This is a genomic window from Enterobacter bugandensis, assembly GCF_900324475.1.
Taxonomy (GTDB): Bacteria; Pseudomonadota; Gammaproteobacteria; order Enterobacterales; family Enterobacteriaceae; genus Enterobacter; species Enterobacter bugandensis.
Map to the genome: position 1 here is coordinate 3,500,049 of NZ_LT992502.1, position 13,848 is coordinate 3,513,896.

Annotated in this window: 12 protein-coding genes; all 12 read right to left on the reverse strand. The window is 55.9% G+C overall.

Features of this window, described 5'->3' with window-relative positions:
* Positions 1-78 precede the first annotated feature (78 nt).
* The 12 genes from der to DG357_RS16930 all read right to left on the reverse strand — a co-directional run bounded on the left by der (position 79) and on the right by DG357_RS16930 (position 13,818).
* The gene (der, locus tag DG357_RS16875) at positions 79-1,554 is read right to left on the reverse strand and encodes a ribosome biogenesis GTPase Der (protein ID WP_028014057.1); all 1,476 of its coding nucleotides are present in this window, start codon (positions 1,552-1,554) and stop codon (positions 79-81) included.
* A 112-nt stretch (positions 1,555-1,666) separates the two neighbouring features.
* Positions 1,667-2,845 (reverse strand): outer membrane protein assembly factor BamB, encoded by a 1,179-nt coding sequence (gene bamB / locus DG357_RS16880; protein ID WP_028014058.1) that lies wholly within the window; start codon positions 2,843-2,845, stop codon positions 1,667-1,669.
* Between the two features lie 10 nt (positions 2,846-2,855).
* Positions 2,856-3,476 (reverse strand): YfgM family protein, encoded by a 621-nt coding sequence (locus DG357_RS16885; protein WP_028014059.1) that lies wholly within the window; start codon positions 3,474-3,476, stop codon positions 2,856-2,858.
* A gap of 13 nt (positions 3,477-3,489) precedes the next feature.
* On the reverse strand, positions 3,490-4,764 hold the full coding sequence (hisS, locus tag DG357_RS16890) for a histidine--tRNA ligase (RefSeq protein ID WP_088204551.1): 1,275 nt from the start codon (positions 4,762-4,764) through the stop codon (positions 3,490-3,492).
* A gap of 80 nt (positions 4,765-4,844) precedes the next feature.
* On the reverse strand, positions 4,845-5,963 hold the full coding sequence (gene ispG, locus DG357_RS16895; RefSeq protein ID WP_088204550.1) for a flavodoxin-dependent (E)-4-hydroxy-3-methylbut-2-enyl-diphosphate synthase: 1,119 nt from the start codon (positions 5,961-5,963) through the stop codon (positions 4,845-4,847).
* A 26-nt stretch (positions 5,964-5,989) separates the two neighbouring features.
* Positions 5,990-6,997: a cytoskeleton protein RodZ gene (rodZ, locus tag DG357_RS16900; protein WP_047368095.1), complete on the reverse strand. Its 1,008-nt coding sequence runs from the start codon at positions 6,995-6,997 to the stop codon at positions 5,990-5,992.
* Positions 6,998-7,288: 291 nt separating this feature from the next.
* The gene (locus tag DG357_RS16905) at positions 7,289-8,455 is read right to left on the reverse strand and encodes a bifunctional tRNA (adenosine(37)-C2)-methyltransferase TrmG/ribosomal RNA large subunit methyltransferase RlmN (protein ID WP_028014062.1); all 1,167 of its coding nucleotides are present in this window, start codon (positions 8,453-8,455) and stop codon (positions 7,289-7,291) included.
* Positions 8,456-8,602: 147 nt separating this feature from the next.
* The gene (gene ndk, locus DG357_RS16910) at positions 8,603-9,034 is read right to left on the reverse strand and encodes a nucleoside-diphosphate kinase (protein WP_003860625.1); all 432 of its coding nucleotides are present in this window, start codon (positions 9,032-9,034) and stop codon (positions 8,603-8,605) included.
* A gap of 123 nt (positions 9,035-9,157) precedes the next feature.
* On the reverse strand, positions 9,158-10,033 hold the full coding sequence (locus DG357_RS16915) for a 4Fe-4S binding protein (RefSeq protein ID WP_088204549.1): 876 nt from the start codon (positions 10,031-10,033) through the stop codon (positions 9,158-9,160).
* Positions 10,033-10,821: a dimethyl sulfoxide reductase anchor subunit family protein gene (locus tag DG357_RS16920; protein WP_088204548.1), complete on the reverse strand. Its 789-nt coding sequence runs from the start codon at positions 10,819-10,821 to the stop codon at positions 10,033-10,035. Before DG357_RS16920 ends, DG357_RS16915 begins: the two co-directional genes overlap by 1 nt.
* Positions 10,814-11,443 (reverse strand): DMSO/selenate family reductase complex B subunit, encoded by a 630-nt coding sequence (locus tag DG357_RS16925; RefSeq protein WP_003860631.1) that lies wholly within the window; start codon positions 11,441-11,443, stop codon positions 10,814-10,816. Before DG357_RS16925 ends, DG357_RS16920 begins: the two co-directional genes overlap by 8 nt.
* Complete coding sequence (locus DG357_RS16930) at positions 11,440-13,818, reverse strand: DMSO/selenate family reductase complex A subunit (RefSeq protein ID WP_331849144.1); 2,379 nt, start codon at positions 13,816-13,818, stop codon at positions 11,440-11,442. Before DG357_RS16930 ends, DG357_RS16925 begins: the two co-directional genes overlap by 4 nt.
* Positions 13,819-13,848: the final 30 nt, after the last annotated feature.

Consider the following 13,848-nt stretch of genomic DNA (forward strand, 5'->3'; position numbering starts at 1 on the left):
ACACAGAGAGAACCGACGGTATGATTGGGCCAAAAAAAAGCCCGCGATAAACGCGGGCCTTCGTGAGATCGGCAATGATTATTTGCTTTTCTTAATGTGCTTAATCAAACGCTTACGCTTACGCATCTGGTTCGGCGTCAGGGTGTTGCGCTTGTTGGCGAACGGGTTTTCCCCTTCCTTAAACTGGATACGAATAGGCGTGCCCATCACGTCCAGCGATTTACGGAAGTAGTTCATCAGGTAGCGCTTGTATGAATCCGGCAGGTCTTTCACCTGGTTGCCGTGAATCACCACGATTGGCGGGTTATAGCCACCGGCGTGGGCATATTTCAGCTTCACGCGACGACCGCGCACCAGCGGCGGTTGGTGATCTTCTGCAGCCATATTCATGATACGGGTCAGCATGGCGGTGCTCTGACGACGGGTGGAGCTGTCGTAGGCTTCACGCACGGATTCGAACAGGTTACCGACGCCGCTGCCGTGCAGCGCTGAGATAAAGTGCACGCGGGCAAAGTCGATAAAGCCCAGACGGAAGTCCAGGGTCTCTTTCACCTGCTCGCGCACTTCATTGCTCAGGCCATCCCACTTGTTGACGACGATGACCAGTGAGCGCCCACTATTGAGGATAAAGCCGAGCAGAGAGAGATCCTGATCGGAGATACCTTCGCGCGCGTCGATGACCAGCAGCACCACGTTGGCATCTTCAATCGCCTGCAGGGTTTTGATAACGGAGAATTTTTCCACCACGTCGGTGATTTTTCCGCGCTTACGTACACCGGCGGTGTCGATGAGGACATACTCACGTTCATCGCGCTGCATCGGGATGTAGATGCTGTCACGCGTAGTGCCCGGCATGTCGTAAACCACCACACGCTCTTCACCCAGAATACGGTTAGTAAGCGTAGACTTACCTACGTTTGGACGACCGACGATAGCCAGCTTGATCGGCAGATCCTGCGGGTTGAAGTCATCCTCAGGCTCTTCTTCTTCGCCCTCTTCACCGTCTTCGAACTGCGCCCAGTATGCGGCGTCTTCGTCCACCTCTTCCGGTGGGTTCACTTCGTCCACCCACGGCAGCAGAACGGTTTCCAGCAGGCTGGTCACACCGCGGCCATGCGATGCCGCAATCGGGTGGATATCCCCCATGCCCAGAGACCAGAAGTCCGCGATAGCCTGATCGGCATCGATGCCGTCAGTTTTATTCGCCACCAGGAATGTTGGCTTTTCGCGAGAACGCAGGTGCTTAGCAATTGCGGAGTCAGCCGGCATCAGGCCAGCGCGCGCATCTACCATGAACAGCACGACATCCGCTTCTTCAATCGCCAGCAAGGACTGTTCCGCCATGCGGGTTTCAACGCCGTCTTCTGTGCCATCAATACCGCCGGTATCAATACAGATGAACTCGCGTCCTTCCACCTCTGCACGACCGTACTTACGGTCACGCGTCAGCCCCGGGAAATCCGCAACCAGCGCATCACGGGTGCGTGTTAAACGGTTAAAAAGAGTGGATTTTCCAACGTTAGGGCGCCCGACAAGCGCGACCACAGGTACCATGTTTGAAGCCTCATAAAATTCAAATAAACGTCGCATTCGCGGCGTTTTTAAAAATGTCAAAACGGCTCCTGAGTGAACAGGAGCCGTTTAGTATACTACAACCGCCGGGTAATTAACGCGTGATCGCGTACAGCGTGCCGTCTTTTGCCTGAATCAGCAGTTTGCCGTCAGCCACAACCGGGTCGGTCAGGAAGCCTGAACCGTCCACTTTCTGCTGCGCCACGAAGCGGCCATTCTCTGGATCAACCCAGTGCATATAGCCTTCGCTGTCGCCAACCACCAGGCTACCGTTGTACAGCACTGGCGCGGTCAGCAGACGGTGCAGCAGATCGCTTTGCGTCCACAGCGTCACGCCGCCTTCGGTGCTCAGCGCCAGCAGGCGATCGTTCTGGTCAACCATATAGATGCGGTTACCGTCAACGATGAAATCATTCACAGAGCCCAGCTCACGTTTCCACATGATCTGGCCGCTGCGCAAGTCCAGCGCGGTCAGGTTGCCGTTATAGGCCAGGGCGTAAACCACACCGTCAACGATAACCGGGGTAGTGTCTACGTCGCTCAGGCGGTCGATTTCCGTTGAGCCAGTGGCCTGCGAGATACGCTGCTGCCAGATCATCTGGCCCTGCTGCATCAGCACGGCGCTCACGCGACCGTTGTCACCGCCCACAATGGCAGCGCCAAATGCGGTTGCAGGTGCGGATTCACCGCGCAGTGAGAGCGCAGGCATATCCAGGTTAACGGTCCATTTCACCAGACCGTCCGCTTCGTTCAGCGCCTGCAGCTGGCCGTTGCTGGTATGGATCAGCACCAGCCCGTCGCTCACGACCGGACGTGACAAGGATTCACCGGCTACGGCGGTTTGCCATGCAACAGAACCATCGCTGGCATTCAGCGCGTAAACCTGCGCTTTTTCGCTGCCCACGTAGACATGCCCACCGGAAACGGTCAGGCCGCCAGACAGCAGTGCAGGTTTACGGGAGAACCAGCCGTCTTTTTCCGCCAGGTTAACGGACCAGACCTCTTTCCCGTCATCGGCGTTCACCGCTTTCACGGTACCTTTGCGGTCAGCGGCATAGACAACGCTGTCTGCATACGCAGGATGAAGGTTGGAATAGAAATCACCAATCCCACTGCCCACGGAGACATCCCACGCGGTGGATGGGGTAAACTGGTTTTCAACCGTCGGCAGTGGGGACATTTTCACAACGTCTTCTTCGCCACTGAACAGTGAACAACCACTTAATAACGTAACAGAAAGCAGTCCTGGCAGAAGTAATTTACGCAATTGCATCGGGTCCCTCTCAGACGGACAAATTATTTATTTTCATCTGCATCATTTCGCTCAGCGCAGGTGACGCTTTGCTCTCTACGCCAGCTTGCCACGCTTTACGCGCGCCCGCTTTGTCACCTTTGCTCAGCAGTGCTTCACCGCGCAGATCGGCAACGATGGCAGCAAAACCTTCGCCTTTGATGGTATCGAGCGTTTTCAGCGCGTCGTCAGCTTTTTTCTGCTGAACCTGAATACGTGCCAGGCGCAGATTGATCACCGCTTTCAGGTTTTCATCGCTGGCAGCAGCAAGGCCCTGAGACAGCTGAGCAGCGGCTTTATCCAGTTCGTTTTTATCAACGTACTGCTGAGCCACTTCCAGCGCTGCCAGTGCACCGTAGGTGTTTTTGTTGTCAGCGGCAAATTTCTCTGCCGCAGCCAGCGTTTGCGGCTGGTCGGCACGAATCGCGCTAACGGTATTTTCATAGGACAGGGACGCGCCGCGCGCGGAATCCGCCTGATGGTTGTTCCAGTAACGCCAGCCCACCAGCGCACCCACACCTAAAATCACCCCAACAACCAGCGCTTTGCCGTTTTCAGCAAAGAAGCGTTTAATCGCGTCGACCTGATCGTGTTCGTTCTCGTACATTTCCACGCCGTCTTTCTCCTTAGCCCAATAGAGTGCGCAAGTGCGCCGCAACGCCGTCCTGCGTTACCGTTGTCTGCTCACCAGAGCGCAGGTCTTTTACTACCACTTCGCCGTTAGCCACTTCGGACTCGCCCAGCACCAGTGCAATACTTGCGCCCCACTTATCGGCACGAGCAAACTGTTTTTTGAAGTTGCCGCCGCCATGGTTGGTCATCAGCTTAACGCCCGGCAGCACATCGCGCACGCGTTCGGCAAGCTGCATCGCCGCAGACTGCGTTTCCGCGCCTGAAGCCACCAGGTATATATCGACAACGGAATCTGCTTTAAATTCCGGATTAACTGCCTGAACCAGCAAAACAAGTCGCTCAAGACCCATCGCGAAGCCAACCGCAGGCGCCGCACGACCACCCAGTTGCTCAACCAGACCGTCATAACGGCCGCCGGCACACACGGTGCCCTGAGAACCGAGGCTGGTGGTTACCCACTCAAACACGGTGCGGTTGTAGTAGTCCAGGCCGCGCACCAGACGCTGGTTCACGGTGTAGGCAATGCCCGCCGCTTCGAGCAGCTTGCACAGGCCGGTAAAGTGTTCGCGAGACTCATCGTCCAGGTAGTCACCCAGCGCAGGGGCATCGTTCAGCAGTGCCTGAACATCAGGGTTTTTGGAATCCAGCACACGCAGCGGGTTGCTGTACATGCGACGTTTGCAATCTTCGTCCAGCTTCTCTTTATGCTGCTCCAGGAAAGCCACCAGCGCATCGCGGTAGTTAGCGCGCGCTTCCAGAGAACCGATTGAGTTCAGTTCCAGCGAAACGTGCTCAGAGATACCGAGGGCGCGCCACCAGCGGGCGGTCAGCATAATCAGTTCGGCATCGATGTCCGGACCCTGCAGGCCAAAGACTTCCACACCCAGCTGGTTAAACTGGCGATAACGACCTTTCTGCGGACGTTCGTGGCGGAACATCGGGCCGATATACCAAAGGCGCTGCTCCTGATTGTACAGAAGACCATGTTCGATGCCGGCGCGTACGCAGCCCGCCGTACCTTCCGGACGCAGGGTCAGGCTGTCGCCGTTGCGGTCCTCAAAGGTGTACATCTCTTTTTCAACCACGTCGGTTACTTCACCGATCGCGCGTTTGAATAACGGGGTCTGCTCTACAATCGGCAAACGGATTTCGCTGTAACCGTAGCTGCCGAGCACCTGCTTCAGCGTGCCTTCAATGCGCTGCCAGATGGCGGTTTCGCCAGGCAGGTAATCGTTCATGCCGCGGATGGCTTGAATGTTTTTTGCCACGTTTATTCTCTTTCTATATACAAAAAAAACCCAAAGAATGGGTTCAATCATACATGGGAAGCGGCACGCTTCCCATCACGTTATTTTTCAACCTGCTGAACGCTGATACGCTGTGTCTCGTCCATCATCGCGGCTTTGGCGCGGATGCGGGCTTCAAGCTGGTCAATCATGTCGCTATTATCCAGACGATCTTTACGAACGCCATCTTCATAGAGACCACTTTTCTTGTTACCGCCGGTTACGCCCAGGGTTGAGACCAGCGCTTCACCCGGACCGTTCACGACACAGCCGATGATGGAGACGTCCATCGGGGTGATGATGTCTTCCAGACGCTGCTCCAGGGCATTCACCGTGCCGATCACGTCAAATTCCTGACGCGAACAGGTTGGGCAGGCAATGAAGTTGATCCCACGCGAGCGGATACGCAGCGATTTCAGAATATCGAAACCGACCTTGATCTCTTCTACCGGATCCGCCGCCAGCGAGACGCGCAGGGTGTCGCCGATCCCTTCGGAGAGCAGCAGGCCCAGGCCGATCGCAGACTTCACCGAACCGCTACGCAGGCCGCCCGCTTCGGTGATCCCGAGATGCAGAGGCTGATCGATCTTTTTTGCCAGCAGACGATACGATTCAACGGCCAGGAAAACGTCAGAGGCTTTTACGCTGACCTTGAACTGATCGAAGTTAAGACGATCCAGATGATCGACGTGACGCATGGCGGATTCGAGCAGAGCCTGCGGCGTTGGCTCGCCATATTTTTCCTGCAGATCTTTTTCCAGAGAGCCGGCGTTCACGCCGATACGGATTGGAATGTTTTTGTCGCGGGCGCAGTCAACCACCATGCGAATGCGTTCTTCATTGCCGATGTTGCCCGGGTTAATACGCAGGCAATCAACGCCGTATTCAGCAACTTTCAGCGCGATACGGTAGTCGAAGTGGATATCTGCAACCAGCGGCACGCTGACCTGCTGTTTGATCAGCTTGAACGCCTCAGCGGCATCCATCGTGGGCACTGAGACGCGGACAATGTCCGCACCTACACGCTCTAATGCTTTGATTTGGTTGACCGTTGCTTCCACATCCGTGGTGCGCGTATTGGTCATCGACTGGACGGCGATAGGTGCCCCATCGCCGACTGGCACATTCCCAACGTAAATCCGTTTCGATTTTCTACGTTGAATCGGAGCCTGGTTATGCATGAAAAATCTCCCGCGTTGCCCGTCTGTTACTGTGCTGCTGATTGTTCGGCATTAACGGTAAGACGTGCAACCTGGTTAGTTCTGATAAAGCGGCTCAGGTCGACAGGTTTTCCTTGATACTGGATCTGTACCGCTGCCGGAGCGCCGATTTTAAGTTTGTAAGGTGCCTGACCCGTTAGGTTTAACGTGCCATCTTTCCGCTGCAGGCCGCTGAACAGTTTTTTACCTGTCGCGTCAGTCACTTCCAGCCAACAGTCAGCCGTGAAGTTCATCACCAGCGCGTTTGGATCGGCGGCTGGCGCGGCGGTTGCCGCCGGGTCGGTCGGCAGGGACGCTGCGGCGTTGTTCGCCGGCTGAGTCGCTGCAGGGACGTTCGCCGCAGTATCGACATTTGCCTGAGAAGGGGCGACGACCGCGTTTTGATCCTGAGCCTGAGGCGCAGCGGTGTTCGCCGTTGCGGCCGGAGCCTGTGCTGCATCGGTTGCCGGAGCCGTTGTTTGCGGCTCGCTTGAGGCCGCCGCACCGTCGGTGTTCAGCGGAACGCTCTGGGCACCACCATTGCTCGCCTGATTGAGTTCAGCGGAGGATTGATCGGCCATAGTGGTGATCTCTTCCTGCTGCGCCTTGTGGTTTTGCCACCACCATGCGCCAGTCAGGCCGACAACAACAAACAGCACCAGCCAGGTAAAGCTCATCAGCCAGCCATCACGTTTTTTACGACGTTTCCCCAGGGAGAAAGTTTGCATCGGGGCAACTTTTGCTGCACGAACCGGTGCCTGCTTCTCCATCATTGGCAGTAATTCGTTTTCGGGGATGTGCACCAGTTTTGCGTAAGAGCGGATATAGCCGCGCAGAAATGTTGAAGCCAGATCGGCAGGCGCCTTATCTTCTTCAATATCGCGAACCGTGGAAACTTTCAGGCACAAGCGTTCTGCAACAGCTTGCTGGCTGAGTCCGAGTTGTTCACGGGCGTTGCGAAGACGAACGCCAGTGGAGAGTGCTTCATGTTGGTCGTGAGTGGCTTCAGTATTCATTCGCTACAACTACTGGTACGTGAAAAAAAGGGTTCAGGTGCCGGTGAGTCACAATGCCGCCCGCACCGCGAAACTTCAGGTCAGTTAACCTTGAACAGACAGTATAAGACTGTCAGCCGGTAGATGACAGTGCAGCTCTGCCCGCGTGGCTAAACTGTTGTTACGTCGTTACATACTGCCCGAAACTCATATGAAACGCACCGTAATTATTAATCAAACGTCACGAATCTGACTGATTATTCAGTCAGATTATGCATCACAGCGTAGATAATGCGCCGTGATGCATAATAATCAAACAGCTTTAACCGCAATGGTCTCGCCCTGCATGCGTTTACGCAGGGTACGTTTGGTACGGTCAATGACGTCACCGGCCAACTGTCCGCATGCAGCATCAATATCATCACCGCGGGTTTTACGCACGATGGTGGTGAAACCATACTCCATCAGCACCTTGGAGAAACGGTCGATACGGCTGTTCGAGCTACGGCCATACGGCGCGCCCGGGAACGGGTTCCATGGGATCAGGTTGATTTTGCATGGCGTATCCTTCAGCAGTTCAGCCAGCTGATGCGCGTGCTCAGTACCGTCGTTGACGTGGTCCAGCATCACGTACTCGATGGTGACGCGGCCCTGGTTTGCGTTGGATTTCTCCAGGTAGCGACGCACGGCAGCGAGGAAGGTTTCGATATTGTACTTTTTGTTAATCGGTACAATTTCGTCACGAATTTCATCGTTTGGCGCGTGCAGGGAGATAGCCAGCGCAACGTCAATCATGTCGCCGAGCTTATCCAGCGCAGGCACAACGCCTGAGGTAGACAGCGTCACGCGGCGCTTGGACAGGCCAAAACCGAAGTCATCCAGCATGATTTCCATCGCCGGCACCACGTTGGTCAGGTTCAGCAGCGGTTCGCCCATCCCCATCATTACCACGTTGGTGATTGGACGCGTGCCGGTCACTTTTGCTGCACCCACGATTTTCGCGGCGCGCCAGACCTGACCGATGATTTCAGACACGCGAAGGTTACGGTTAAAACCTTGCTGAGCCGTAGAGCAGAATTTGCACTCCAGCGCACAGCCCACCTGAGAAGAGACGCACAGCGTGGCACGATCGTCTTCCGGGATGTAGACGGTTTCAACGCGCTGATCGCCTACGGCAATCGCCCATTTGATGGTGCCGTCTGCCGAGCGCTGCTCTTCCACCACTTCCGGCGCGCGGATTTCAGCCACTTCTTTGAGCTTGTTGCGCAGCACTTTGTTGATGTCGGTCATCTCATCAAAGTTGTCGCTGCAGTAGTGGTACATCCATTTCATTACCTGATCGGCACGAAACGGCTTCTCACCCATATCTTTAAAGAACTCGCGCATCTGCTGACGGTTCAGGTCCAGCAGGTTAATTTTTCCATTTTTATTGGGAACCGCAGGAATGGCGACTTCGGAGGTATTCACTAGTTCAGACATAATTTTTTCCGGCCTCGTTGTTACACGTTGTGGCCCTTGGTGGGTTGAAAAGAAACGCCCCGGTAAGCAGTCTGCTCGTCCGGGGCGTTGCATTGTACAAAGTCTGGCGCAGGGATGCCACGTTTGCACGCGGCATTTACGAAATTATTAGCGAGTGCGCGGGCACACTTCGCCTTCAGCGAAGAAGAACGCGATTTCGCGCGCGGCAGACTCAACGGAGTCGGAACCGTGGGTGCCGTTCTCGGTGAAGCTGTCCGCGTAGTCAGCGCGCAGGGTACCTGCCAGCGCGTTGTCCGGGTTGGTTGCACCCAGCAGATCGCGGTGACGCTGTACTGCGTTTTCGCCTTCCAGCACGGAGACCACAATTGGACCGGAGGTCATGAACTCCACCAGGCCGTCAAAGAATGGACGACCTTCGTGCTCAGCGTAGAAGCCGCGAGCCTGCTCAACGGTCAGGTGCAGCATTTTGGTGCCAACGATCTTAAACCCTGCTGATTCAAAGCGAGCGAAGATGCTGCCAATAACGTTTTTTGCCACCGCGTTTGGTTTGATGATGGAAAAAGTACGTTCAATAGCCATTGATAACCTCTGTAAAATGTTCTGTTGTTTTGCATACCTGAGTATGGTGTGGCGCGGATTATAAAGAGCAATAGCGCCATTGCCTATGGTTCTGCATAACATTTTTTTAAAATGAGACGAAGATTAGCAACAGGCCGGATTTCGCATACCGTGTTGATGGCGTAAACAGAGCGGGCACTGCTTTTCATCAGGCGTAAATGACCAGAACTGGCGCTGGCACGTCAGGCAAACTGCTTTATATGCGGGAGTGGCCACGTTTTTTGCCGGTCCATCTGTTTCTGCGACGTTTATCGCCTCGTGCTGACATACAGCCTCACAGCCACCGCAGCCGGTACAGCGCCCGGTCTCCACCACCAGCGCGGCGTTCTCAAACCGAATCGCGTTTTCCGGGCAGCTTCGCCAGCACGCACCGCACAGCACGCACTTATTAATATCGAGTGCGATATCTGACTCGCTAAACGTCGAGAATGCCCTGCGCAGCTCCCGCGGCCCCGGGGAAACGCGACAGGCTTTTACATCCTCGCGGGGAACGTGCATCAGCGCACGACGAGCGATATTCACCTCGCCGATCGGTATGAGCTTAAACCCCCACTCCGCTTCACCACGGCGACGAAGCGCAAGATTAAGCCGGGCAAGCGCCAGCAGCCAGTCAGGGTATTGCTCTGCGTCGATACTGATAAAACGAACCTGGCGTTGCGCGTGCCACAGCAGCAGCTCATTCACCCCAGGTGCGCGTTCAGTAAAAGGCCCAACAAGGGTATCTCCACGCAGAAATCGCTTTCGCGGCGCGACGCCGGTAATGGCCCCGGAGGGGCAGACGAACAGGCAGTCACCGCATTCAATACAGCGATTTTCATCAACCGAGACGCCGGTTTCCGTAAAAGAAAAAGCCTGCGCTGGACAAACGTCCGCGCAGGCGCAGCAGGAAGCGTGGCGAAAACGGCGACGGACGCACGCATGCGTCACGTCCATCGCCGGGACAAACGTCAATCTGCCCATCAGCCAATACTGAAGAAAACGAAGCGCAGCATCAGCTCACCCACAATCAGCAAGGCGCTGCCCAGCAGCAGCGTGCCGCGCGCCGCTTTCAGGCCGCCCGCAGCAAAGCAGAGCATACCTGCAACGGACACGCACCAGCTCAGCAGATGTACCGCGCGCAGCTGTTCGAGCATCCGTAGCGGAGTGTGAGGGAAAGTCACCACGGTATTGTCCATGACAGTGATGTCTGCCAGCCAGACGGGCTGCATCACCAGACGCACAAGCACCACCAGCGTGATAATGACAACCGCCGCACGCAGGGTAGTCTGGGAACGCATCCCAACTGCCATGCAGGCTGAACCGATGATACCCACCGAGCCGATAAACAGTACCAGCGTGTTAATGTGCTGCCAGGTCACCACGGACGCGTGCATGTAGATTTGTGCCATGCAGAACACGTCCACCAGCCCGACAAGACCCGCCACGGCCAAAAGCAGCTTCCAGCCTGGCTTATTGGAAAACATCAGCAGCACGGCGAGGCCAAGCGCCGCCAGGTAAAGGCTGGCGAAGATAATCTCGCGGCTCAGCCAGGAGCTGGAAACGTGGCGTAGCGCGTTCAGGGCGTTGAGCGGATAGCCCATATGCAGTGCTGAGGCGAGCAGCCCCAGGCTCGCCAGCACAAACGCCCCAGCGGCAGGCAGCAGCGCGCTACGCGGTGTAGTATGCGCTCCCCCGAACGCCAGCCAGAGCGTTACGCCAACCGATCCCTGCAGGAACAGCGTAAAAATCAGCAGCGGTAACTCATGCATGACGTTTCCCCTCTTTCTCTGCGCCCTGATGCGCTTTGATAACCAGGTTCGGTTTTGTAATCGAGGAATCAGGCAAGCCCTTCACATCGCATACCGCACCATATTTCGCCCGAAGTTCATCAATAGGCCCAAATTTTATCGCCTCAAGCGGACAGGTTGCCACGCAGACGGGCTGCTCGCCCTTCGCCTGCAGATCCACGCAAAAATCGCATTTGGACATCTGCCCGGTCTGCTCGTTGAGCTGTGGCGCGCCGTAAGGGCAAGACCACGCGCAGTAGCCGCAGCCAACGCACTTGTCCGTATCAACGCGCACGATGCCGTCGCCCGGACGCTTGTGCATTGCGGTGGTCGGGCAGTTTTTGGTGCAGATCGGGTCCGCACAGTGGTTACAGGAAATAGAGAGCGTGTAGGCAAAAACGTTGTTGCTAACGCCGCCCTGCCCGGTTGGGATGAAATTCCCGCCGTTGACTTCGTATACGCGACGGAAACGACGTCCGACCTCAAGGTTGTTTTTGTCTTTGCACGCCACCTGGCATGCCTTGCAGCCCGAGCAGCGGGAAGAGTCAATATAGAAACCCAGCTGTTTATCGCTCACCGGCGCGTAGTGTTTAAACTGACTCATGCTTTAGCTACCTCCACCAGCATGGTTTGATGGGAATTCCCTTTCGCAAGCGCGGTAATACGGGCAGAGCTGAGAACGTTCGCGCAGCCGCCTTTATCGATGCCCTGTTCGTCCGGCTGCCACCAGGCGCCTGCCTGCATGGCAACAACGCCCGGAATGATGCGCGGCGTGACTTCAGCCGGAATTTCACAAATGCCGCGCGCGTTATGAATGCGCACGGTATCCCCCTGGGAAATGCCGCGCTTTTGCGCGTCCTGCGGGTTGATCCACAGCTTTTGCTGCTGCGCCTCAATCAGCCACGGGTTGGCGTACTGGGTTGAGTTAGCACGGTTTTTGCCTTTCCAGGTGATCAGCTGCAGCGGGAAGGTTTTCGCCAGTTCGTCTTCCGGCCCTTCATGGGCAGGCACGTAGTGCGACAGCGCCGGAATCTCCGGGTGCTGCATGTCGTACAGACGCTTCGAGAAGATCTCAATTTTCCCTGAGGGCGTAGGGAACGGATGATTTTGCGGATCGCGAATATTGTCTTCAAAAGCGACGAACGGCGCGCTTTTGAAAAGATGCTGGCGCGTCTTTTGTAGCGTCGCGAAGTCCGGCAGGTTTTCATCTGGCATGGAGAGCCGCGTCTGCTCCCAGATGTGCTCAATCCACGCCTTTTCGTCACGGCCCTGGCTGAATGCAGGTTCGACGCCAAGCTTAGCAGCAACTTCCCGCAGCCAGTCGTAGTCTGAACGGCGTTCGAATTCAGGTTCAATCAGCTTTTCCGACAGGATCAGATAGCTTGCCGTGCCCCAGGTTTCGCCAATATTCCAGCGTTCCATAAAGCTGGTTTCCGGCAGGAGAAGATCGGCGTATCTGGCGCTCGGCGTCATAAACAGATCGCTTGCGACGATAAACTCGATTTTCGACTCGTCTTCCAGCACGCGCGTCGCCTGATGCAGATCCGGGTTCTGGTTAGCCAGATAATTTCCCGCCAGCGAGAAGAGGATGCGGATATTGCTATCCAGCTTCTCTGCATCCTTCAGGCCGTCTTTCGCCGTTACCTTAGAAGCATCATCGGCGGCCTGCACCCAGTTCATCACCGATATTTTGGCTTTTACCGGGTTATCCGGCATCTCCGGCCCGGTAGCAAATTTACGATTAGCGCAGCCACCATAGCCTGCCGCCCAGCCGCCCTTGACCCCAACGTTACCCGTCAGCGTTGCCAGTAACGTCGAGCCGCGCGCGGTGCGCTCGCCGCAGTTATGGCGCTGCGGTCCCCAGCCCTGGATCAGCGCGGCGGGTTTGGTGGTTGCGTAGTCGCGCGCCAGCTGACGAATGGTCTGCGCAGGCACGTGGGTGATTTTCTCTGCCCACTCAGGCGTTTTCGCCACGCCATCTTTTGCGCCGCTCAGATAAGCCATCAGGGATTCATTGGCCGGAACGCCTTCCGGCATGGATGCTTCGTCAAAGCCCAGGGTATAGCGCTGAATGAAGTCGCGATCGTGCAGATTCTCCGTGACGATCGTGTACATCATGGCGTCCATCAGGGCGTTGTCTGTTGTGGGAAGCAGCGGGATCCACTGGTCAGCCAGGGAGGAAACCGTATCGGAATAGCGCGGATCGACAACGATAAAGCGTGTGCCGTTTTGCTTCATCTTCTGATAGAAGTAGTTGCTGTGACCAAAGATCGTCTCCGTCGGGTTATGCCCCCAGAGGATGACCAGTTTGGTGTCCAGCAGCGTGTCCAGAGAGCTGCCGCTGGCGGCGGTGCCGTAGGTATACGGCGTGGCTGCCGCCGTGTTGCCCATACTGACCGAGTGATAGCTTTCAAGATAGCCGCCGGTTAAGTTGAGCAGACGACGAACCATTTTATCGCCGGAAAACGTTCCGCCGGATACCGCAGTGCCCACATGCACATAGCGTGAGGCAGCGCCGTATTTTTTTGTAATCTTTTTTAATTGATTCGCAATAAGCGTGGTGGCTTCATCCCAGGTAATACGCTCGAATTTTCCTTCGCCACGTTTACCCACGCGTTTCATTGGATATTTAAGCCGATCGGGATGATAAACAAATTTCCGATAAGCGCGGCCACGAATGCAGGCGCGCATAACAGGCATTTGAGGATCCAGTTCATTATCCGGACGCGTTGAAATTCTCGTGACTACGCCCTCACTGACGTGAGCGCGAATATCACATTTACCGCCGCAGTCAAACGTGCTGCAGGTTTGCACCACTTTTTCTTCAGGCGTCGCGTGTGTTGCCGCCGCACTCTGTGCCTGTGCTTTACCTGTTGTCGCTACAAAAGGAAGGGCGGCGAGCGCCGACCCTGCCTGAATAAAATGACGCCGGGATAGCGCGGGAATAAGCCCCTCTCCCTGATTTTTATTTTTCTTCATTGCTCGTTCCTTAAAATAAAAACGCATTCT